The 24,253-nt window shown below is 42.6% G+C and carries 18 protein-coding genes and 1 other annotated feature; of the genes, 15 read left to right on the forward strand and 3 right to left on the reverse strand.

Translation table 11 applies throughout. From position 1 onward, the window contains the following. The first annotated feature begins 40 nt into the window (after positions 1-40). The 9 genes from pflA to NST45_RS05470 all read left to right on the forward strand — a co-directional run bounded on the left by pflA (position 41) and on the right by NST45_RS05470 (position 11,657). Positions 41-778: a pyruvate formate-lyase-activating protein gene (gene pflA, locus NST45_RS05430; protein WP_036682920.1), complete on the forward strand. Its 738-nt coding sequence runs from the start codon at positions 41-43 to the stop codon at positions 776-778. 437 nt (positions 779-1,215) lie between these two features. After that, positions 1,216-2,622: an extracellular solute-binding protein gene (locus NST45_RS05435; protein ID WP_036682919.1), complete on the forward strand. Its 1,407-nt coding sequence runs from the start codon at positions 1,216-1,218 to the stop codon at positions 2,620-2,622. 128 nt (positions 2,623-2,750) lie between these two features. After that, positions 2,751-3,635: a sugar ABC transporter permease gene (locus tag NST45_RS05440; RefSeq protein WP_036682917.1), complete on the forward strand. Its 885-nt coding sequence runs from the start codon at positions 2,751-2,753 to the stop codon at positions 3,633-3,635. After that, entirely contained in the window at positions 3,635-4,465 is an 831-nt protein-coding gene (locus tag NST45_RS05445; RefSeq protein WP_036682912.1) for a carbohydrate ABC transporter permease, read from the forward strand. The genes NST45_RS05440 and NST45_RS05445 overlap by 1 nt, the downstream gene beginning before the upstream one ends. Positions 4,466-4,493: 28 nt before the next feature. Next, positions 4,494-6,347: a sensor histidine kinase gene (locus NST45_RS05450; protein ID WP_036682911.1), complete on the forward strand. Its 1,854-nt coding sequence runs from the start codon at positions 4,494-4,496 to the stop codon at positions 6,345-6,347. Next, positions 6,325-7,116, forward strand: a complete 792-nt coding sequence (locus NST45_RS05455) for a response regulator (RefSeq protein WP_036682908.1) — start codon at positions 6,325-6,327, stop codon at positions 7,114-7,116. The genes NST45_RS05450 and NST45_RS05455 overlap by 23 nt, the downstream gene beginning before the upstream one ends. Positions 7,117-8,008: 892 nt before the next feature. Next, positions 8,009-8,986, forward strand: a complete 978-nt coding sequence (locus NST45_RS05460) for an ABC transporter permease subunit (RefSeq protein ID WP_235219484.1) — start codon at positions 8,009-8,011, stop codon at positions 8,984-8,986. A gap of 15 nt (positions 8,987-9,001) precedes the next feature. Continuing rightward, positions 9,002-9,964: a carbohydrate ABC transporter permease gene (locus NST45_RS05465; protein ID WP_235219483.1), complete on the forward strand. Its 963-nt coding sequence runs from the start codon at positions 9,002-9,004 to the stop codon at positions 9,962-9,964. A gap of 94 nt (positions 9,965-10,058) precedes the next feature. Continuing rightward, positions 10,059-11,657, forward strand: coding sequence for an ABC transporter substrate-binding protein (locus tag NST45_RS05470; protein ID WP_038572551.1), 1,599 nt, complete (start codon positions 10,059-10,061; stop codon positions 11,655-11,657). 74 nt (positions 11,658-11,731) lie between these two features. Here the strand turns inward: NST45_RS05470 and NST45_RS05475 are convergent, their stop codons facing one another. Genes NST45_RS05475 through NST45_RS05485 form a run of 3 tightly spaced genes read right to left on the reverse strand, consistent with a single transcriptional unit; the run spans position 11,732 to position 16,060 of the window. After that, positions 11,732-13,015, reverse strand: coding sequence for an extracellular solute-binding protein (locus NST45_RS05475; RefSeq protein WP_339825113.1), 1,284 nt, complete (start codon positions 13,013-13,015; stop codon positions 11,732-11,734). An 18-nt stretch (positions 13,016-13,033) separates the two neighbouring features. Beyond that, positions 13,034-14,278 (reverse strand): response regulator, encoded by a 1,245-nt coding sequence (locus NST45_RS05480; protein WP_036682902.1) that lies wholly within the window; start codon positions 14,276-14,278, stop codon positions 13,034-13,036. 12 nt (positions 14,279-14,290) lie between these two features. Further along, positions 14,291-16,060 (reverse strand): sensor histidine kinase, encoded by a 1,770-nt coding sequence (locus NST45_RS05485; protein ID WP_036682901.1) that lies wholly within the window; start codon positions 16,058-16,060, stop codon positions 14,291-14,293. A 346-nt stretch (positions 16,061-16,406) separates the two neighbouring features. Between NST45_RS05485 and NST45_RS05490 the strand changes: the two genes are divergently transcribed. The 6 genes from NST45_RS05490 to NST45_RS05515 all read left to right on the forward strand — a co-directional run bounded on the left by NST45_RS05490 (position 16,407) and on the right by NST45_RS05515 (position 23,929). Then, on the forward strand, positions 16,407-18,638 hold the full coding sequence (locus NST45_RS05490) for a stalk domain-containing protein (RefSeq protein WP_076223563.1): 2,232 nt from the start codon (positions 16,407-16,409) through the stop codon (positions 18,636-18,638). Positions 18,639-18,858: 220 nt separating this feature from the next. Next, positions 18,859-19,320, forward strand: coding sequence for a transcriptional repressor (locus NST45_RS05495; protein ID WP_036682896.1), 462 nt, complete (start codon positions 18,859-18,861; stop codon positions 19,318-19,320). A 2-nt stretch (positions 19,321-19,322) separates the two neighbouring features. Continuing rightward, entirely contained in the window at positions 19,323-19,586 is a 264-nt protein-coding gene (gene yidD / locus NST45_RS05500; protein ID WP_036682893.1) for a membrane protein insertion efficiency factor YidD, read from the forward strand. A gap of 40 nt (positions 19,587-19,626) precedes the next feature. Beyond that, positions 19,627-19,887: a binding site (T-box leader), on the forward strand. 47 nt (positions 19,888-19,934) lie between these two features. After that, positions 19,935-21,947, forward strand: a complete 2,013-nt coding sequence (metG, locus tag NST45_RS05505) for a methionine--tRNA ligase (RefSeq protein ID WP_076223560.1) — start codon at positions 19,935-19,937, stop codon at positions 21,945-21,947. Positions 21,948-22,146: 199 nt separating this feature from the next. Then, a complete protein-coding gene (locus tag NST45_RS05510) occupies positions 22,147-23,145 on the forward strand; it encodes a zinc ABC transporter substrate-binding protein (RefSeq protein ID WP_051491262.1) in 999 nt (332 codons plus the stop codon). Between the two features lie 34 nt (positions 23,146-23,179). Beyond that, on the forward strand, positions 23,180-23,929 hold the full coding sequence (locus NST45_RS05515; RefSeq protein ID WP_036682888.1) for a metal ABC transporter ATP-binding protein: 750 nt from the start codon (positions 23,180-23,182) through the stop codon (positions 23,927-23,929). Positions 23,930-24,253: the final 324 nt, after the last annotated feature.

The following is a 24,253-nucleotide window of genomic DNA, read 5'->3' on the forward strand; positions in this document are numbered from 1 at the left end:
GAGGGACTGTTAGTCTGTCGTGGCGAAAGGATGACATCCTATGATTAAAGGTCGCATACACTCTTTGGAAACCTTTGGAACCGTTGATGGACCTGGTATTCGATTTGTCTTGTTTATGCAAGGCTGCTTGCTGAAATGTCAGTATTGCCATAACCCTGATACTTGGGCTTTAGATGAAGGTAAAGAAATGACTCTAGAAGAAGTGCTTTCGGAGATCGAGCCATATATAAACTACTATCGTTCATCCGGTGGCGGGTTAACTGTATCCGGTGGAGAACCAACCTTGCAGGCGCAATTTGTAAAGCAGTTATTCACGGAAGTGAAAAAACGTTGGAATCTGCATACCACATTAGATAGTAATGGCTACAACGAAGGTGACAAGATTAATGACTTATTGGACGTTACAGATTTGGTTATGCTTGATCTGAAGCATATTGATGAAGAAGCGCATATCAAGTTAACTGGTAAATCCAATGATCGAACTTTGAAGCTTGCACGCTGGCTCTCAGACCATAATCGTAAGATGTGGATCCGACATGTGTATGTACCTGGTATTCATGATCGTGAAGAGGATCTCATTAACTTAGGTCGTTATATTGGAACCTTAAATGGCGTCGAGAAATTCGAAATCTTACCTTATCATCAGATGGGTATCTATAAATGGGAAATGCTCGGCAAAGCTTATGAACTGGATGGAGTACCTTCTCCAACAGAAGAAGAAGTGCAACGGGCATATCGCTTGGTAGAAGAAGGTCGTAAGCAAACGGCATTGGTATAATAGATATATATTTTTAAGAGAGACCGTACCCTCAGTGGTTGATCACTGAAGGTGCGGTTTTTTGTTATGAGGAAGTAAAAAGGGAGGGGATAAAGCTCCTCTGAGGGGGTAGTTTTATACTATTCCTAATAAAGACATGCTATAGTTACACGTGGTTAATGGGATGGATAATAAATGAATATGTCAGGTAATGTGACTATTTGGATGTTTTATTAATTGTTTCTAGAGTGAAAACAAAGTTTTGTGATGAGAAAAACAAATAAATTAAGCGATTTAACATTTTTGTGTTATGTAATATAACTTATAATGTAGTTGATTCCGCTTACATTAGAGATTTTTATCCCTATAGTGGATGAATCTTAACCTTACGATAATGAAGTCTGTTTTCTATAATAAGAAGTGTAAAGCACATCAATATATAGGGAGGGTCACAAGAAATGAAAAAAAGTATGACTTTGCTATTGTCCCTGATTTTCGTATCATCAGCTTTACTGACTGGTTGCGGAGGCAACAACAATGAGTCTTCTAACAAAGGAGATGGAAACGCTACCGCGACTAATTCAGCCGCTACAAATGCTCCTGCAACAGAAGAACCGGTAAATAACGAGCCATTTGAAATGACGATTCGTCACACTCAAATCGGTGCAGACAAGCAGAAACGTCTGGCTATTCTCGAAGAAGTAGTTAACAAGGTACAAGAGGATGTACCGGGTCTGACCTTTAAACTCGATGGGGTAGATTCAGATGTAAACCGTAAAGAAAAATTGCGTGGTGAAATGGCTGCGGGTAATCCGCCGGAAATCTTCGATCTGTTCGGTAGTCCTGACTCCAAGATCTATGCTAAAGAAGGTAAATTACTTGACCTGACTCCAATTCTTGAGGAACTTGGAATTAAGGATAAATTCTCAAATCTTGATCCTTTCACTTATGAAGGAAAAATCTATGGATTGCCTATCGGTGGTTCTGGAGAAGGCTTCTTCTATAACAAAGAATACTATACAAGCAAGGGCTGGAAGGCTCCAACAACGTTTGCCGAATTGGAACAACAATTGGCTGATATCAAGGCTGATGGAAAAGTACCTTTGGCTGGTGCATCCAAAGCTGGTTGGGTACCACTTATGTTAGCTAACCACTTGTGGTCACGTTATGCAGGTCCAGATGTAACTGCTAAATTTGCAACAGGCGAAGCTAAATGGTCTGATCCAAATGTAGTAAAAGGATTTGCGAAATATAAAGAATGGGTTGATAAAGGCTACTTCAAAAAAGGCGAACTTGGCTTTGAATATGCTGAATACACAACACAATTTACTAGTGGTGAAGCGATCCTGCTGTATGATGGTACTTGGAAATCCTCCGTATTTAAAACTGGCCAATCTGGCGAAGGTTTGATCGGTAAAGTTGGCTTCTTCAATATCCCAGCAGTTGAAGGCGGAGCGGGCGACCAAACTGCATTGATGCGCGATGTGAACAATGGTTATGGTTTCTCTGCATCTGCTGAGAAAGATCCACGTCAATTGGCTGCTGTGAAATCTTTTATTAAAAACTTATTTAATGAAGAAATGCAATTGCGTGGACTTGTTGAAGATGGTGTATTGCCAGCAATGAAGATTGACCAAAACGTATTGAATGAGAATATTACTGATGATCTGATGAGCGAAATCGTAGGTGTACTTAACAACTCACAATCTTCGTTCCCAGCATTTGACTCTCTTGTTCAAGCTGATGTAACTACAGAAATCAGTAACATTCAAATTCAAAAACTGATTGGCGATCAGACGACTCCTGAGAAAATGGGCGAAGCTTTGCAAAAGGTACAAGAAGAAGCAAACGCAGCAGTTGAATAAATAGCTGCAAACTGAATGTACCCTGGTGCTAAATCCAGGGTACATTTTTAAAATCAAAGAAAATATGTGTTTGCACTTGATCTGAAGCATTCACTATTCGCCAGATGTCAAAGCAACCGGAGGTAGTCATGAATAAAGCATTAAGAAATCCAGTGGTATTTTTCCTTTTCGTTCTTCCAGCATTGATATTGTTCACGATGTTTTTCATTTACCCCATTTTCAGTTCTATTTATTACAGTTTTACCAGTTGGAACGGTGTATCGGAGACGGTTAAATCAGCCGGATTAAGTAATTATGAGAAAGCATTAGGAGATGAACGATTCTGGATATCCGTTAAAAACAACGGTTGGTTTATTCTTTTCTCCGTATGTATCCAGGTACCGTTGATCGTATTCTTCTCGTTATTGATTTCTAATGTGAAGAAGTTAAAAGGCTTATATAAGACAGCAGTCTTTATGCCTTCCATTATGTCTACAGCAGTTATCGGTATTCTCTGGGGGTTTATCTATGAGCCCAACATTGGACTTTTTAATAAGCTCCTTAGTCTAGTAGGAATTAATCCTATTTACTGGCTGTCAGATGAGAGATTTGCAATGCTTTCTATTTTGTTGACGAATGCTTGGCAGTGGACTGGATTTTATATCGTTATGGTCCTAGCGGCGATTCTAGCTATTCCTGGTGAATTGGATGAAGCTGCAGCCATTGACGGCGCAACCGGATTTCAACGCGCTACCCGTATCACGCTCCCACTAATCGTACCGATCATCTCGGTTGTAATTATGCTATCCATTGCTGGAGCAATGAAAGCGGCGGATATTGTCATCGTTATGACTAAGGGGGGACCTGCAGGTTCAACCGATGTAATGGCAACATACATGATTAAATATGCGATCACGAACTTTAAGTATGGATACGGAAATGCCATCGCTGTCCTGATCTTTGCGTTTACACTGGTGGTTACAGTCCTTTATCAGCTGCTGATTGCACGTCGTACAGAAAGGATTGAATACTGATGCCACGCGCCCTGAAAAAGAGTCTGCCACATATTGCCCTTTTATTCTATTTGTTAGTGATCCTGTTTCCTTTCCTATTCGTATTATTCTCTTCTGTGAAAAAGGATAATAATGAGATTGCGCTTAATCCTTTTGGCATTCCAAAGGAATTCGTCTTCAATAACTACGTCGAAGCTTGGGTAAATGCCAAGATCAGTACTTACTTTTTCAACAGTTTGTACATTTCGATACTTGCTTCTGTAGTGTCCATTCTGCTTGCGTCTATGTTTGCTTTTGCGGTTACGCGGATGCGTCAGGGGAAATGGAATACTATTTTGTTCTCACTGGTTTTAGTAGGAATGCTCATTCCGAATAATGCTTTAATGCTGCCGATTTATACGATTGTACGTAAGTTAGGAATACTGAACACCCACTGGGCGTTGATCATTCCTTATATCGCCAATGCGATTCCATTTACCATAATTATTTTAGCAGCATTTATGCGAAATTTACCTAGAGAAATAGAAGAAGCTGCGGTCATGGATGGCTTGAAGGCACCGGGTATCTTTGCTAGAATTATTGTACCTCTAACGGTTCCGGCTATGGTTACTGTATTCATTGTTAATTTCCTGGGAAATTGGAACGAGTTCTTGCTAGCTAACTACTTCCTGTCGAATGACGAGCTGCGAACGCTTCCAGTAGGTATGGTCCAATTCCGTGATCAATACCAAATGAACTATGCACAAATGTCAGCCGGTATCGTCTTCAGCGTCCTGCCGGTAATTATCATTTATGCTATTCTGCAGGAGAAGATTATTGAAGGTGTAACAGCGGGCGGCGTAAAAGGATAACTTTATTCTCAGTCAGGAGCACTAGCCGATGAATTTGCGCTATAAATTATTTACGGCATTTTTGGGCCTGATTATCATTCCTTTATTTATTCTAGGCATGCTTATGTTTTTTGTGACTTATAATTCTATTGAGAAAAAGTACAGCCAGCAGTCGGAATACTCACTTAAAGCGATTAGCTACAGTATTTCTAATGTACTAAAAGATATGGATAACGTTACAGACAACGGAATTGCTACCTCGGTATTTCATATGGCCCTTAGTGCAGATGATCCTACCAATCAGGATTTGACTGATGCTGAGCAACTGAATCTGAATGCGAGCCAGCGCAATTTCCGTAGTCTGTTGTTTAATCATCCATCGATCAGTTATGCGTTTTTGTACAATTTTAACGGTAGAGGTAACTCTGAAATCGTGTCGCTTTTTAACAAGGAAAATTTCCGAACGCTACCCTATGATACATTCAAAAAAAGTGATCTGTACCAGGAAGTTATGGACTTGAATGGTGTGCCGAAATGGCTGGCTCCTCACGAGTATCCCGAGCTTACGGGTACTGAACCTGTGTTTACACAAATTCGCTTAGTGAAGGAATTGAGCTTCTTTCAGAACATAGGTATCCTAGTTGTGCAGATCAAGAATTGGGAGTTCGAATCCATATTTCGCAATCTAAAAATTGGGGATAGCAATCAGGATGTTTCCTTTATGCTTGTAAATGATGATGGAATGATTCTTTTTGACCCAGATCAAAAGCTGGATGGACAGGACTTCCAGTCTTTCGCGGATAAAGAGATTACCTTTAAAAAAGGGTTTCAGAGTTTCAAAACAGAGTACAACGGGGAGAAAAGCATTCTTTCCATGTATCACTTGAAGGACTATCCATGGAGTCTGGTATCTGTGACTTCTTGGAATACGTTGTCTCACGAAGTTACAGTATTTGCTCGCTGGTTCGTCGCTGTGATTTTCCTTTGCTTATTGGCAGCTGTGATCTTCAATTTATTTTTTATGAACCGGATTACCGGCGGCATCGCCGTCATTGTTCGTTTTATGCGCCGGGTTGAAGACGGAGATCTGACCACTAGGGTAGAAGTTAAAGGAAATGATGAGTTAACGCTGCTTGCTAAGGGATTTAATGATCTTATGGATAAAATTAATGGGTTATTTAACAGAATTCATGTGGAGCAGCGTCGCAAGAATCAAGCTGAGATGCGTGTTCTGCAGGCACAGATTAAACCACATTTTTTATTCAATACATTAGAATCAATCAATGTTCTCGCTATACAGAATGAAGGTAAAAAAGTTAGTGAGATGGTCTACAGGCTGGCCAGTATTTTGCGAATAAGCATTCAGGATCGGGAAGAGATTACGCTGGATGAAGAAGTTAAACATTTGCGCAATTATTTGGATATACAAAAATTCCGCTTTGAAGATTTGTTCGAATATGAGATCGATATTCCGAATGAATTGATGAGTTGCGGTATCCTTAAACTCACTTTACAACCGCTTGTAGAGAACAGCATTCAACATGGATTTGAGGGCATTGATTACAAAGGTCATGTTTCTGTGAAAGTTTGGGAGAAGCAGGGGGATTTGATTTTACGTATTGAAGATAATGGTATTGGTATTACACCGTCTCAGTTAGCTATTTTTCAATATATTGTGAATGATCCTGTGGAGCAAGAAGTTAAGGTTGAACGGGATAACCGGATGAATCTTGAACGCAGAGGTCTTGGTATTCGCAGTGTAGCAGATCGCATCCGCATTGAATACGGTGACAGGTACGGAATATTTATCTGTTCTAGTCCAGGTCATGGTACTATTATCCAATGTGTCATACCTAAATACGAGCAGGGGGAAGATCATTATGCTAAAAGTATTATTGGTTGATGACGAAGCCCCAATTCTGAATAATCTGAACAGGGTGTTGCCTTGGCAGGAGATGGGGATGGAGGTTGTCGGTATGGCGCGAAGTGGAATGGATGCTTTGCGTATTGCCGAGGAGAAACAGCCTGATCTTGTGTTATGTGACATCCGTATGCCAGTGATGGACGGGTTAACTTTTATCGGTAAGTTGCGGGAGATGGGATTGGATAGCGAGGTGCTGCTTCTTACCGGATATCAGGAGTTTGATTATGCACGGGAAGCGATTCGGCTAGGTGTTAAAGAGTATATTTGTAAGCCGATACATTATGAAGAGCTTGGCAATAAGGTACGGGAAATTGGGGCTAAGATCCGTAGTAAGCAGTTTAAGAATAAACTGTATAATAGCATTCCAATTTTTCAGGAAATCCCTGAAGGTGAAGATGATTCTGGCAAAAAAACACCGGATCAGCTGATGAACCAAGCAGCTAAGTACATCACAGAACATCTCCATTCTGATATTGGGATTGAGGAAGTGGCGAATAAGATCGGGATTAGTGGCAGTTATTTCTGTCTCTTATTTAAGAATCGTTTTGCTATGACTTTTGTGGAATACGTGACCCTACAACGAATTGAAGCTGCTAAGTTTATGCTAACTAACAGCGATAAGAGTATTACGATGATTGGCTCGGGAGTTGGTTATCAGGAGCGGCGTTATTTTACCAAGGTATTTCAGAAGCAGACGGGGATGTCGCCTAAGGAGTATCGCGACCGATGCCGGACCGAAGTGCAGTGAGGTCGGCGTCGCTCTGAGGAATGTTTGTTGCTGAGTGGTGAGTGGTGAGGTTAGCGTCGCTCCAAGGAATGTTTGTTGCTGAGTGGCGAGGTTAGCGTCGCTACAAGGAATGTTTGGACTTCCGGTCGCTGTTATCCTCAGATTTCTTGATTAGAAACCGCTATTAGCGGTTGAAATCCGAGGATAAAGGCGAACGCTACGCTCCTACAGTTCCAAACTTCCTCTCCGTTCCTTCTCCCTCACCCCTCTTCGTAGTAGTATAGGGGCCGGCCCACACCTACGGATGTGGGCCTCTCTGAGAACACAAGGGCTGATTGCCTAGTTAATCTAAGACAGGAATTATCGACCATAAAGTACGAAGATTATCAACCAGCCTTGGCTGTGCTGAAGAGAAAAGATTATCGACCAGCCCTTGGCTGTGATAAAGAGTAAAGATTATCAACCAGCCCTTGGCTGTGATAAAGTACGAAGATTATCAACCAGCCCTTGGCTGTGATGAAGTACAAAGATTATCGACCAGCCCTTGGCTGTGATGAAGTACAAAGATTATCGATCAGCCTTTGGCTGTGATAAAGTACGAAGATTATCAACCAGCCTTTGGCTGTGATAAAGAGCAAAGATTATCGATCAGTTCTTGGCTGTGATAAATGCGATTAAGGTACATAAGCTATGATTAATTAAATTTTTTGCCTCTATTTAGAGGCTGAAGAGATGGTTTTCCTTGATTTTCGAGGATAATCGTCTCTTTTTTTATAGAAATATAATATGTTCCCTATACTCCCATAAATTATCATATGTTTTAATTAGAGTGTAAGGAGGATACGCAAAACGTTAGGCAAGCAAGAGTATTTGGGACTTAAGAATGGGATGATGGAGAATGGGGGAACCAAAAATGAGTGTGACGAATCCTTCCGTCAGCTTGTCAGAAGTAAAGAAACCAGGCAGGGGAAGAACGCCGAATTTTCTTAGAGTAATGAAGAAATATTGGGTGTTCTATTTGATGATGTTACCTGCGATAGTGATTTTAATCATCAATAACTACATACCGATGTTAGGAACGGTAATTGCATTTAAGGATATCAATTACCAAAAAGGGATTCTAGGTAGTGATTGGGTCGGGTTAGCAAACTTCAAATATTTAATCTCGACGGAGACGGCCTGGATCATTACGAGGAATACGTTATTGTATAATACGGCGTTTATTATACTGACGCTATTTTTTTCGCTAGCTTTCGCAATTATGTTTAATGAAATGCGTAGCAGATGGCTATCGAAATTCCATCAAAGCGCTATGTTTCTCCCTTATTTTCTCTCTTGGGTCGTCGTAAGTTACTTAGTATACGGCTTTCTGAGTGCAGAGCATGGGTTCATGAACAAGACATTACTCCCGTTCTTTGGGGTAGATCCTATCGAATGGTATTCACAGTCTAAATATTGGCCTGGGATTCTTGTAATTGTGAAGATATGGAAAGAGATTGGGTATACAACGGTTATTTATATGGCCGCTATCATTGGAATAGATAATGAATATTATGAGGCGGCACTTATTGATGGAGCTTCTAAATGGAAGCAGATTCGAAAAATCACGCTGCCCCTGATCAGTCCAGTTATTATAGTAATGACGCTGCTGCAGATAGGTAGGATTTTTAACGCAGACTTCGGATTATTCTTTCAGGTTACGAGAAATGCAGGAGCGTTATACTCGACGACGCAGGTTATCGACACTTATGTATATCAGACCTTCCTTGCAATCGGTGATATAGGAATGTCTTCAGCCGCGGGTCTCGTTCAATCTGTTGTAGGATTTCTATTGATTTTCTTGGCGAATCTAGCAGTGCGACGAATCAGTAAAGATGATGCTTTATTTTAAAGGGAGGTGGGAGTGTTGAGCCAGACAGAAACAGCAATAGGGTCGTCACGGCGTACAGGAAAGCGCACAAAACGGCAAAGACAACCCAATGAAATATCTAATATATCTAATTTGCTAATTAATATATTCTTTTGGATATACACAGCGATTTGTGTGGTGCCGCTGATCCTCGTAGTTATTGTATCGTTTTCGGACGAGAATTCCGTTATTCAGAACGGGTACAGCTTTTTTCCTAACAAGTGGGATATTTCTTCTTATGAATTTCTGTTAAAAGATTATTGGCAAATTATCGATGCAGCTTCCGTTTCGTTATTTGTGACTGTGGTGGGCACGATTCTGAGTCTTATCATTATGGCTATGTACGCTTACCCTATCTCACGTGGAGATTTTCCACATCGTAATTTCTTCTCATTTTTTATGTTTTTTACAATGTTGTTTAATGGTGGCCTTGTGCCTTGGTATCTGGTCTACACGCGAATGATGCATATGAAGGATACGTTATGGATTCTAATTATGCCGCTGCTGGTTTCTGCTTTCTTTGTTATCATCTTACGGACCTTTTTTGCCAATACCATACCGCCAGCTTTAATCGAATCTGCTAAGATCGATGGGGCACCAGAATTCCGGATCTTCGTTCAAATTATTTTGCCTTTGTCTATGCCAGTGTTAGCTACAGTAGGTTTGTTTCAGACCCTGGCCTATTGGAATGATTGGTACCTTAGTTTGATCTTTATCTCACCCGAAGGTCATGTCAATTTACAATACCTAATGTATAAGACGATGCTGAATGTTCAGTTCCTGACTGCAAGTCCTCAGGCGATGGCTGCCTTAGCTGCACAAGGTGTAGAGATCAATATTCCGACAGAAACGGTAAGAATGGCGATGGCTGTTATTGGTATTGGACCTATCGTGTTTGTATATTCCTTCTTCCAGAAGTATTTTATTAAAGGGCTTACCGTGGGTGCTGTCAAAGGTTAAGGACGATTGTCATGGCTTAATTCGGCCGCTTTATGCTAAGGTGTGAACGGCCGATTCAGCATATATAAATATTTTGAGGGAGGTTATGGTGTATATGAAAGCTGTTAGAAAAAGCGCACTAATGACACTATTGCTAACGATGGTACTGAGTCTTAGTTTAGCAGGCTGCGGTGGGAATAACGGGAATAATGAAGCAGCTTCACCTGCTCCAAGCGAAAATGCAACCGCTACCAATGCTGCTGCTACGGATGAGCCGGCTGCAGATCCTACTGCCGAACCGGCAAAAGAATTGGAGCCTTATACCGTCAAGTTAATCTATGTCGGCGCAGTGCAAAAGGATGAAAAAGCAGTAGAAGATGAAATCAATAAGTTATTGGAACCTAAAATCAACGCCAAATTGGATATCGCACCGATCGATTGGGGTCCATGGGACAATGATGTCAATCTGAAAATTGCGAGTCAGGAAAAATTCGATATCATCTTTACAGCTCAATGGAAGAACTACGTAACGAATGCAGCTAAAGGCGCTTATCTCCCGATTAATGACGATAGCGGCAAATATGGTAATCTCCTAAATGAATACGGCCAAGGGATTCTAAAAAATCTGGATCCACAATTCTTAAAAGGTTCAGCGATCAATGGTGTGAATTATGCTGTTCCTACAAACAAGGAGCTGGCTGCACAAGGTGGGGTAGTCTATCGCTCCGATATTGCGGATGAACTGGGCATCGATATGTCGAATGTGAAATCCATTCAAGATCTGGATGCAGTTCTCAAAGTAGTGAAGGAGAAAAGACCTGACCTGACTCCATTGTATTTCAAACAAGGTGAGACCTTTAACTCACAGTACATGGCACAATACGATACCCTTGGTGATGCTGCCATTCCTGGTGTTCTGCTTAAAGATTCCTCAGATACTAAGATTCAATCGATGATTGAGATGGATCGTTATAAAGAAATCATTAAACTTACTCGTGAGTATATGAAAAAGGGTTACATTAACAAAGACGCCGCAGTTGCTACGAATTCGACTCAGGATGCAATGAAGGCTGGCAATGTCTTTATGACAGTGCAATCGCTTAAACCAGGTAAAGATAGTGAGCTGGCGAATGCTACCGGCTTGGTTGGCAAGCTGAAACAAATTGCATTCAATGATCCAACGATTTCTACAAGTGATGCTGCTGGATCTATGCTTGCGATCTCTGCTTCCTCTGGTGATCCGGCCCGGGCTATGATGGTGCTAGATATTCTGCACACAGATAAAGATATCAACAATCTGCTTGTTTTCGGTATAAAAGGTGTTCACTATGAAGTCGTAAGTGGTGATACGATCAAAGCTACAGACAAAACAGCTGATTATAATACGGCTGCAGCTTGGATGCTTGGAAGTCAATTCCTGAACCCCGTGTGGGAAAGTGAAGCTCCAGACAAATGGGAACAATTCAAAGCCTTTAACTCTAAAGGTAAAGCTTCTGTAGCGCTTGGTTTCAACTTCGACGCCTCCGCGATGAAGACTGAAATGGCTGCTTGTAAAGCTGTAATGGATGAATACGACATCAGTTTGGATACGGGTTCTGTTGATCCTGATACCGTACTGACTAAGTATGCTGATAAGCTGAAAAAGGCAGGGCTCGATAAGATTATTGCAGAGAAACAAAAACAGCTGGATGCTTTCCTGGCTGCGCAAAAATAAAGCGAAAATGATTTAAAAAAAGGCTCTCCCCAGCAGGCTAATTTAGCCGGGGAGAGCCTTTTTTATGATATTACTTAGCGGAAGGAGCTGTCTATTTGCTTTGCGGCTTGAACAGCAAGGGTCCAAGCCAGTTCAGGAGTTAGCTCGCCTTTTTCAGCTTTGGTCAAGTATTCGAGCATGCTTGTCTCCACGTCAGCGTGATGAGGGCCGTAATAGGTCGGAATTACTGCTTTTGCTGCTGACGAAAGGGTCAGACCAAGCTCTGAATTAGGAAAATAAGGATCATGCAGATCGTGGATCTCTGGGTCATCATAGATTTCGGGGGTGGAAGGGAAAGCCCCTTGTACCTTGAACGAAACCAATTGCTGCGTTGGTTCGGTTAGCCATTTAATAAGAGCAAAGGATTCATCAGGATGATTACCTGTCTTTGGTAAGGTCAGAACGGAGCCTCCGCGATTAGCGCTGTTTTCTGGGATTTGTGTTACATTCCATAAACCGCTGGCAGTTGGAGCACTGCTCTTGATATGACCAATCATCCAAGCCGGACAGAGCATGACTGCAAAATCTCCGTTGAGCAGGCCAGCACCCCAGCGTTGCGTATCCACTGCAATACTGGCGGACAGATTTAGCTTAAGGGCTTGAATTGAGAAGTCCCAGGCTCGTTTGACCGCTGGATTATTGTCGAGGATCAATTCTTGCGTTGTGGGACTGTAATATTGAAGCTTGGATTGACGTAGAAGGGTGAGATAGAGGTTCTCCAAGTCATTTACAAAAGCTTTTCCTGTTCTCTCCTGTACTTTGCTGCCCGCTTCAAGGAATTGCTCCCAAGTTTGGATTTCTTTAGCCACTTCCTCTGGTTTAGTAGGGAGACCTGATAATGCGAATATATCCGTTCGATATAACATGGCATAGGGTCCAATTTCCGTTGGTAATCCGAAAATAAAATCATTACCCAGCACCTCCTGCCACTTCCAATTCAGAAATTGGTCCTTCAGATTGTCAGCTTCAAAAGTTTTTAGGTTATAAAAATAATCAGGGAACTGTTTGAAGCGATCCAAATAGCTAATATCAATGGCAGCCACGTCCGGGGAACTATAACCTGCTGCGAATGAAGTCTGTAGCTTGGCTGGAAGCTGCGTGGAGGTGGAGGTCTGAATATGAATCTCTAGCTCGGGATGTTGAGATTGATATTGGTCAATGAGCAACTCAAGACCTGATCCGGCAGTGAGCCAGATGTTCAGCTGTATCGGGTCTTGTAAAGCGGTATCTTCCTTGGAAGGGGAGAGCTGACAACCACTTGTATTAAGTAACAAGCCAAATGTTAATAGGACAGTAATCAACTTACCATTTACATTCAAGAGAAACACACCTCTACTTTATTTGTTGTGCTTCTGAAATTCCTGAGGAGTCATCCCCATGTATTTCTTAAAAATAAGGCTGAAATATGCAGGATCCTTAAAGCCTACTAATTCGCTAACCTCATATACCTTGAGAGTAACATTCTCTAATAATTCAGTAGCTTTTTGAATACGAAGTTTGGTAAGGAAGCTAGAGAAAGGTTCCCCTACATCATCTTTAAACAATCGGCCGAGATAGGTAGGATTCATATACAGTTCATCTGCGATCATTTTGAGGGAGAGATTCTCTTGGAGCCGGGAATTCATAACCTCAATCATCATAGAGATTACCCTGCGCGTTGCCTTTACTTGTAATTGTTCAGCGAGCTGTGGAGAAGCCGAATGTATGGTGAGGTCTCTGAAAAAGATAACGGATGGCGTACTCTCTTTTTTGACCTGCTGACAAGCTTCCAGACTCTCGTGATAGGCGGTCGCGAGTGCCCCCAATTGATAGTGAGGGTTGGAGACCCCTGCACAGAATGGCGATTTCAGAATACCCGACAGCTTATGCAGCAGTTCTTGTGTCAATACCTCATCCACGCCGTTAGGCTGCTCAAGAGGATAGAATAATAGCATGATGGCTTCCTGCTCCTCTTGAATACCAACAACATTGGCGTATAGCGCAAAACATTCTTCTAATATATTAACGACCGCTGCATACATGGCTTGTTCCGACCAGTTCTGCGGCATGCCTACTCCAAGATGGTTTACGGTTATGACTACAAAGGAATGAAAAGGAGGAATAAGTTGTTCTTCAAAATAGGGTAACGGGATACCGTAAAGAAGATCAGATAAGCGTTTCTCCCGAAGGTTTTTTTCTCTCAGCTGCGTTAATTGCCTCTGCTGTTTCTTCAATTGAAGACGTTCATATACGCCTGTTGCGACTTCAAGAATATGTTCTACTGAATTTGGTTTAACCAAATATTCCTTTACACCATAACGGATGGCTTGACTAGCATAGGTGAAATCCTGATAACCTGTGAGCAGCACGGTTTCAGTGTCTGGATAACATTCATGGATATGCTTTGCAAGTTCCAGTCCATCCATGCCGGGCATTCGTATATCGGATATCACCAGATCAACCATATGCTCTTTTAACAGTTGCACAGCTTCTAAACCGTTCTCTGCCGAGCCAATAATGCTAAAGTTATGATTCGCACTTCCCAGCATTTCTGACAGAGAACGGCGAACAAAACTTTCGTCGTCCACGATTAACACATTCATCGTTGTGCCTCCTTAACTTTGATCATACTGTAATGGAACAGTGACTTTCACAAATAAGCCACCAAGCTCGCTTGTTGATAGCTGTAGACCAAATTCCTGTCCGTAGATCAGCTCTATGCGATGATTTAGATTGGATAGTCCAATTCCGGTATGAAGCAGCTTCTCCGGATTAACCTCACCGCCGACTAATGCGTCTGCCATACTTTCCTCGCTCATGCCGTCCCCGTTGTCTTCTACAGTTAACACCAGAGATGTTCCTTCACTATAGGCACGTATGCGAATTAGCCATACTTCCCGAAGTGTGGGTTCAAGTCCATGAGTAATGGCATTTTCGACAAGTGGCTGAAGGGTTAATTTCATAAGCTGGCCATTCATAACCTCAGGATTTACAAAAAGATCAATCTGCAATTTGTCCTCGTAGCGCAGCTTCTGGAGAAAAATGAACCGTTCTAATTGCTTTAAATCCTCCTCAACTGTAACGAATTCGGATCCGCGGTCAATGCTATAGCGGAGCAGGTCACTTAGAGCGAGTACCATTTGGGACTCTTCCTGCATGCGTTTGTTGGCGAGCGACCAATAGATTGTATTCAAAGTGTTATAAAGGAAATGCGGGCGGAATTGCGCTTTGAGTGCTACGATCTGAGCTTGCTTTTCACTGATCTGCTTGCTGGATAGGTCAGCGATAGTATGATCCAGGTTTTGGAGCATCGAATTATAGCTTGAATAAAGGATAGCCATTTCTTTGTTCATGGTTGTTTTTACAAAAGGTAAAGTAGTTCCCCGTTCGACATTGCTCAGCTTGGTTGCCAGATTACGAAGGGGCTTGGATAGGGTCCAAGAGAAAAAGAAAGTGAATAGTAGGGCAGCGCCCATCCCCAGCAGGCCAATTAAAATAATATTCCGGCGAATCGTATTTAAATCTTTGACAGCGTCTTTAGAATCAATGTAAGCAAAAACGCTCCACTCGCTATAGTCGGAATAGGCATAGGATACGAATAGATTGCGTGAGTTTATTTTTTGTGGAATGATTCTGGCTTTATGATTGCTGAATTGTTTTAGAAGCCCGTCGTTCATATAGAGTCCAATTTCTTTTGGATCTGTGGAATAGACAATGGTATTAAATGAATCAACAACTTGGATTTTCTCATTTTTGCCGAGGTGAAATTGGCTGACAGCGTTATGGATAACCTCGACAGGGAGGACAAGAAACAGGGTTCCTAACCGGTTTAGATCATTCCAATCATTAATTTGTCTGGCACCCATCACCACAGGGATATTACCGTTCTGCCATACATCTACACCGAACCAGACCATTCGGCCTTTATTCTGTGCTATAGCCGGAAACCAATAAGCATCACGGATTTCCTTTTCGCTGTCCCAGATGACCTTTAAGGAACTGCTGTTGGTATACACCTGATCATCGGACAGCCCGAGCAGCTTGAACTGGATGTCAGAGTTTATGGAACGTGTCTGTTGATCTATGTAACGAGTAATTTCCATGGCGTCTGTACGAGGTGAACGTGACAACGCTAAGTCTCCCAAGGTTTCTTGAATCAAGGGACTGAACATGATCGTAGAAGAAAGCTTATCGTTATCCTGAAGAATTGCGTCCATTTTACCTTGAAGTTGCTTGACGGATTCCAGGATATATTGGTTGGAGCGGTTTAAAACAGCTTGAGAGGAAGAGCGGTAGGACAAAAAAATGGTGAATCCTACGATGGTGAAGATGATTAGAGAGAAGCCCATGATTAATTGAACGAGGATGGAGATTTTTTTGGACATGTTATCCCTCGCATGTAAAAGATATTCTTCCATACATTGTAACAAAAGCAAATGAAAGCGAATATAGTCAGACGAAAAATAAACATATTTATAGAAAAAATCTCATTTTTTTCAGGGGAAACAGCGTGGTTGTAGAATGTTATTTAATACAGCGTTAATCTTTCTTTACTTAATAATGAAACTTTTTATAGTGGCATGCGTCTAATACTATGTTTGTTATGACGATCGTGGCAAAAGCTTTTTGCCGCCCTATCGTGGGTGGTAGCATTTTGCGGGGAATATAAGAGGAGTATGAAAAAGATAGAGTCCTACTTATATTTACAAATAGGAGCAGAGGAGTTATATCATGGATTTGAAAAAGTTAACGTTAGTTGCTGTTTTGGCTGTATCTCAGGCCGCATCGGCAGTGCCGGCTTTTGCTGAAGCTGTCAATAATACCCCAAGTAATACTACTGTAATAGGGACAGTTGTTTCAGCTGCGCCGGAGGTAATGCCAGAATCTACCGATCCATTGCCGCCATTGCCGACGGAGACGCCAGGAGGAGTAGTGTCACCAACACCAACTCCTATTCCTGCAGAGACAGTTGATCCTACGACTACTGTTGAACCTACAGCAACAATTGAACCTACTGCAACACCGCTTCCAACTGCAACACCTGGAGTTACTACAGAACCTACTACAACAACAGATGGTGCTCGTGCTGCGGCTAGCAATCAGCTTATCCTTATGATGAACAGCAACAAAATGTATCAGAACGGCCAGGAATATTTAGCTAATCAGCCTATGGCAGTGAAAAACGGCGTGTCCTACGTTTCGATCCGGGCTATGGTAGAACGTGTAGGTGTGAAATACGTTTATGATTATAAAACGAAAGAAACCATTGTTACCAAGGGAAGCGACGTTATGCGCTTTAAGACCGACAGCAAGGTCTATACAGTTAATGGTGAAAAGAAGACAATGAAAGGTCCAGCTTACCAATACAAGGGTACTTTCATGGTTCCATTGACATCCATAACTGGGGCACTGGGCATTCCTTACACCGTTGATAATGTACAAAAGCGGGTAATCCTTACATTAAACAACAAACCTAAAGCTTCTTTCACAGTGCCAACTGAAATTTACGCCGGCGAACCAGTGACCTTCGTTACCTCCAGCTCGTCACCAAATGGTGTAGCTATTGTGGATGAAAGCTGGGGAGGTAACAAGCAGGATATCTATGATCAACCAGGATATTATGTAGTAACCTATTCCGTAATGGATGCGAATCAACAGTGGAGTGATCCTTACTCCATGACCATCACAGTGCTTAAACCTAATACACCTCCAGTTGCTAATTTCACTACAGACAAGGATTCATATAAGATGGGTGAAATGATTACTTATACCGATCTAAGTAACGATCCTGATGGTGATGAAATTACCGTAACTTGGACGAACAAAGCAGAAGCTTTCTTTACTCCGGGTCCAGCGACAATTGCTGTCCAAGTAAAAGATTCACATGGCGCGATCAGTACCTTTGAGAAAACCGTTAATATTTCGGATGAAATCTTGTACAGTAAAGAAGATTTCAACAGATTATTTGCATCTCCGGGCAGTGTGTTTAGCATCGATGGATCGATGGTTCCTACTTGGCAGCAAGTAGCTTATAATCTTTCTTCCGAGCCTTATAAACTAATTCGCAGCAACAGCCCAGAAACGGTGTATACAGAAGGTGTTACTTACCGTGAGACTTCATTAGGTAAAACCCGCTTCTTGATTCACCACAAGAATAACCTGAATATTAAAGCTAAAGTGTATGTGATTGCTACGAATAACAATCTTTACCCAACTACGCTTACAACAGAATATGTTGGCTTTGCAGGCCCAAGCACATATCCTGAAGGTACAGGTAAAATGTCTGTAGAACGTTATTGGAAATCTATGCTTACAAATGAGCATTATAAAACGATTGTTCTGCAACCCGGGGAAAGCGTCTCAATTCTGACGGATCTAAACCAAATTGCGATGAAACCAAGTGAAATTGTTTCACTGCAAGCGGACTTATTTAGTGATTATCCAATCGATTATAATGTCATGTTAATTGATGCGAATAAAGATCCACTGACTACACTTCCAACACTTCCAGTTCTGGATCAAGACGGAGTGCATAATCGGGGAACTTACGAAGATTCTACTCGTATTATCACGGTTACCGATGAGGTAGGAAAAACCCCTGCAAAACTTCTGCTAGGCGATAATTCCAGTGATAAGAACCTGGCTGGCGTAGACCCAATGGCAGGTAAGGAAGCATCCAATGCCGGTAATTTCGGGGTATTATACAAGATCAGATTCGAAAATGTTGCACCAAACTCCTTGATTACGTTTAATCCACGTGGCGGTAACTATATGGGGCCGGTTATGGTTAATAATCAAATCGTGCATATGCCAAGCGTGGGAAGTCTTGCTAATGCTGATATGAACAGTGTGGTTTATCGTAGTGGTGAGTATGGCGGCAGTGTGGAGATTTTGTTCACAGCAGCTTCAGGCAGTAACTTGCCGGTCAATTTCCTCATCACTCCACTTCCAGCAAAGAAATAACAGAATAGGAATATCCCTATAAGCTCTATTGGGGAATTATCTACAATAAAGGCCCGGCTGAATATTCCGTAAAGGAATACGCAGCCGGGCTTTTGTTTAAATATAATAATTCATTGGTTATGTAGGGGTGCTTCATTGTGCTTCATTGACGGGGCATTTATTTTGGGGCATTATTAAGAGAGTGAAATATAAATGAACTGATCTTATGGGAGATGAGCGTATGCTGTCGACAGAACAAATATTAGAAGTCATGTCGGGGCAAGGACTGCGAATCACCGACCAACGCAAAACGCTTGCCCAGTTATTCGGCGAGAATAAGGGATATTTGTCAGCGAAGGATGTATATGAGCATATGGGCCGCAAGTATAGCGGGCTTAGCTTTGATACGGTGTACCGCAATCTTCGTGTAATGGAAGAGCTTGGTGTGCTTGAACAGATTGTCTTTGAAGACGGAGTGAAGTTCAAGGGAAGCTGCAATCATCAGGATCATCACCATCATATGATCTGCCTTCAATGCCAAAAGACCTACCCGATTAATTTCTGCCCGATGAATTTAACGGATACACCCGATCAATTCCGGGTAGTCAAGCATAAATTTGAGGTGTTCGGTTATTGCAAAGAATGTGAAGAGAACCGGGAAGAAGAACTAGTTGCAGCATCAGATAAACAAAAGGGACTTTAGAAATGGTGACCCTACGCAGAACGATTCAGGCGCCTATTCGGGTGTACCGCAGGTACATTTCCCCTATTAAACCAGCAACCTGTCGCTTCTATCCAACCTGCTCTGCCTATGCCTTGGAAGCCATTGAAGTCCATGGTCCACTGAAAGGCTCATGGCTTGCAGCTAAGCGGATTGCCAGATGTCATCCCTTTCATCCTGGAGGACTTGATCCTGTGCCGCCGCTTCAAGATGAATCTGCTGAGAAGGATTCTGCCCCTGCGACTTGACATGGTGCCTTACCTTTGGGTATATTCACAAGTAATAGTATGAATTCCGAAGAACGGATAAGTAAATCGTTACGTCCAATACAGAGAGCCGGAATGTGCTGAAAGCCGGTATGGAGCGTTAGATTGAATATGGTCCGGGAGGAACTGTGTTCGAGCGGGGACTGCAATTGAGGTTCACGTAAGATAACAGCGTGATCCAGCGTTAATGGACAGTTCCCGCGAGGGAACTGGCGAAGCCTGTGCTCTGTGAAGAGACAGGAAATTTGGGTGGTATCGCGTGAGTTATACTCTCGCCCCATTATGGGGACGGGAGTTTTTTGTTTTTTAATAAGAAAGGATGATTACCGAATGAGTGAGAAAAAAACGTTTTACCTAACGACACCAATTTATTATCCGAGTGACAAGCTACATATCGGACATGCTTATTCAACCGTGGCAGGAGACGCAATGGCCCGTTACAAACGTCTGCGCGGCTACGAAGTGCGTTATCTAACCGGTACAGACGAACATGGACAAAAGATTGAGCGGAAGGCAGAGGAAGCAGGAAAGACCCCTCAGCAGTTCGTAGACGACATTGTTGTTGGTATTAAGGAGCTATGGCGCAAGCTGGACATTTCGAACGATGACTTCATCCGTACTACGGAAGAGCGTCATAAAAAAGTGGTACAGGATATTTTTGATCGGTTGCTGCAGCAAGGAGATATCTATAAAGGTGAATATGAGGGCTGGTATAGTATCCCAGATGAAACCTTTTACACAGAAACGCAATTAGTTGATATTGTGCGTGATGATAACGGTGTGATTACTGGTGCAAAAAGCCCAGATAGCGGCCACCCGGTTGAGCTGGTGAAGGAAGCAAGTTATTTCTTCCGGATGAGTAAATATGCGGATCGGTTACTGCAATTTTACGAGGAGAATCCAGAGTTTATTTTGCCGGAATCCCGTAAGAACGAAATGATTAACAATTTCATCAAGCCCGGACTGGAAGACCTGGCAGTTTCCCGCACAACCTTTGATTGGGGTGTGAAAGTTAAGGGCGACGAGAAGCATGTCGTGTACGTGTGGATTGATGCTTTGACTAACTATATTACTGCTCTGGGTTATGGTTCCGAGGATCGCACCTTGTATGACAAGTTCTGGCCCGCGGATGTACACATCGTTGGTAAAGAAATTGTTCGTTTCCATACAATTTACTGGCCGATCATTCTGATGGCGCTTGGTGAACCCCTTCCGAAAAAGGTATTTGCCCATGGCTGGTTGCTCATGAAAGATGGAAAAATGTCGAAATCCAAAGGTAACGTAGTTGATCCTGTGACACTGATTGATCGTTATGGCTTGGATGCATTACGTTATTACCTGCTGCGCGAGGTACCATTTGGTTCTGATGGCACGTTTACACCGGAAAGTTTTGTAGACCGGGTTAACTATGATCTTGCCAACGACCTGGGTAACTTGTTGAATCGTACAGGGGCTATGGTTGAAAAGTATTTTGCAGGCGAGATTCCGGCATATGAAGGAAATGTAACAGCATTTGATGGTGAGCTTCAAGCTGCAGCTGAGAATACTTATGCCAAAGTAGAAGAAGCTATGGAAAAAATGGAGTTCTCCGTGGCGCTGACAGCTATCGGAACATTCATTAGCCGCACCAACAAATATATCGATGAGACCCAACCTTGGGTACTTGCCAAAGATGAAAATAGAACTGCCGAGTTGGCTTCTGTGATGAGACATCTTGTGGAAGGTCTGCGTACTGCTTCAATCCTGCTGCAGCCGTTCTTGACACAAACACCAGCGAAGATCTGGGAACAGCTGGGTATTGAGCCTGATGAGTTAACGACTTGGGATAGCGGTAAGACTTTTGGCCTGATTCCGGCGGGAACAAAGCTGGTGAAAGGCAATCCAATCTTCCCGCGTCTGGATGTGGAGCAAGAGGTAGCTTATATTGCCGAGGCTATGGGCGCTGGCAAAGCTGCGGCTGAAGTGGCGGAAGCGGCTGCTCCTGCTGCTGCGGACTCCGAGCCAGTGGAAGAGCATAAAGAGGAAATCGGCATTGACGATTTCGCTAAAGCAGAGCTGCGTGTTGCTCAAGTTATTGCTGCAGAGCCAGTGAAAAAAGCTGACAAGCTGCTGAAGCTGCAACTGGATCTGGGTTATGAACAACGTCAAGTGGTTTCTGGTATCGCGAAATTCTATACACCGGAAGAGCTGGTGGGACGTAAAGTGATTTGTATCGTAAACCTTAAACCGGTGAAGCTGCGTGGGGAGTTGTCCCAAGGGATGATTTTGGCGGCTTCTAAAGGTGACCAGCTAACGATCGCTACCGTGCCGGACAGCATGCCAAACGGAGCAGTAGTGAAATAAGACAATACTGTTGTAGAAATTTTTTAATGAGGTTGCTTGAACAAGAGAATGCTCCTTCAGCCGGGTTGGTTGTGGGAGCATTCCTTTTTTATTAAAGGCGATATTGCCGTTTCTTTTTGGATACTTTGTTGACTTATCGTAACGATTACTATTATACTACTAATAGTAAAATTTACGATTTGAGGGGTAGATCAATATAATGGCAGCAATGAAATCGCGTATAATTTTGCTCGTCCTTGCACTGGTACTGGTATTTACACTAAGTGCATGCGGACCTAAGAGCAGTGGAAGTATAGTTGAAGGGAAAGTAAATGTAGTTACAACCTTTTATCCTATTTACGAGTTTGCTAAGGAGATTGGCGGGGAAGATATCAATGCTATTAACCTGCTTCCAGTGGGTGTGGAGCCACATGATTGGACACCGCGCAGTCAAGACATTATCAACACTTCTAAGGCACAGCTATTTCTATATAACGGTGCAGGCTTAGAAGGCTGGGTCCCTAACTTTTTAAAAGGCCTTGATAGCAGCAGTAAAGTTAAGGCGGTTGAAGTAAGCCAAGGTATTGATTATATCATGACCGATGAAGATGACGGGCATGATCATGGGGCAAGTGAGGAAGAGTCTCATCAAAATGAGGATACGGATCATAACAGTAACGCCTCAGGAGACAGCCTGCATACGGACCCGCATACTTGGGTAAGTCCAAAATCAGCCATTACTATGGCTCAGAATATTAAAGAAAGCCTTCAGTCCGTGGATCCTGAGCATAAAGAAGGTTATGAAGAGCGTTACAATAAGCTTGCTGAACGTCTGCAGGCATTAGATAGTAAATTCAAAGAGGAGCTTGCTAAGCTGCCCAACCATAAGATCGTAGTATCACATCAGGCTTTCTCTTACCTTGCCCGTGATTATGGATTGGATCAGCATGCGATTATGGGACTTTCGCCGGACGCCGAGCCGCGCGGACAGGATTTAGTGAAGCTTGCGAAAATGGTAAAAGATGAAGGTATTAAGTATATCTTTTTTGAAGAGCTTGTCTCCGATAAACTGGCTAAGACACTTGCAGCCGAAGCGGGCGTTTCCACTATGGTGCTTAATCCGGTAGAGGGACTTACTGCAGAGCAAGAGAAGAACGGAGATAATTACTTCACTCTGATGGAGAAAAATTTGCAAAATCTGATTATGGCCTTACAATAATAAGGAAAGTATAAGGGAAAGGCGGTACTTAAGCATGCAATCGGTATCCTTGGACTGCCATCAGCATATCATCGATATACAGGATCTTTCTTTTTCATATGGGGAACAGAAGGTGATATCGAATCTTAACTATAGTGTAAGAGAACGAGATTTCCTTGGTATCATTGGTTCTAATGGTGCTGGTAAAACAACATTGATGAAAATGATCGTCGGCTTGCTTCCGGCGAGCAGTGGTGAAATTAAATTATTCGGAACGCCTGTCCGCAAGTTTAAAGACTGGGAACGGATCGGATATGTTCCGCAAAAAAATGCCTTCAACCCATTGTTTCCAGCAACGGTGCGTGAAGTAGTTCTGTCAGGTCTATATAATAACAAGAATCTGATCCGCAGAGTATCTAAGGCTCAGCATCGTCAATGTGAGGATGCACTTGAAGTCATGCGGATACAAGATATTGCGGAGAAAAGAGTAGGCCAGCTGTCAGGCGGTCAGCAGCAGCGTGTTTTTCTGGCTCGGGCGCTGATTAACCATCCTGACCTGCTGATTTTGGACGAACCTACCGTGGGTATTGATGCCGAATCACAAGCGGGATTCTTTGAATTAATTACGCATATGCATGCTCATCATCATATGACCTTCCTGATGGTGTCGCATGATATCGACATGATTAAAAATTATTTAGGTCATGAGCCCGTGCAGACAAATGGTAAAATCAACTTTTACTCCCGCCACTCACATGATCTCCAGAATTGCACAGAAGAGAACCTGCAGCACACGCTCTCTTAAGTCATAATTGAACTCTGAACAGGGGTGCCTCTGTTCTCAGGGCATACATAACTTGCGTGTGGAAGTTAGTCAGTAGACATGGTTTTATTAAGAGGTATTTTAACCTTGTTCCTATTTCTTATTTTCTCTTACCTAAGCACCACCAAAGTACAAGCGTGTCCCTTTAGGGACGAAAGCGATCTTTCCCCGACCTATCTATGTTCAGTAACACTAACTCCTACGCTAGTTGCACTTAACGGGTGTCCAGAGGGCAGAGCCCTTGGGGCCCTCCCTTGGAAGGGAGGGTTTGGGAGGGATCGAAAAGGTTTGAAAAAGGTTTTAAAA

The organism is Paenibacillus sp. FSL R7-0163 (assembly GCF_037969975.1).
Lineage (GTDB): Bacteria > Bacillota > Bacilli > Paenibacillales > Paenibacillaceae > Paenibacillus_AQ > Paenibacillus_AQ odorifer.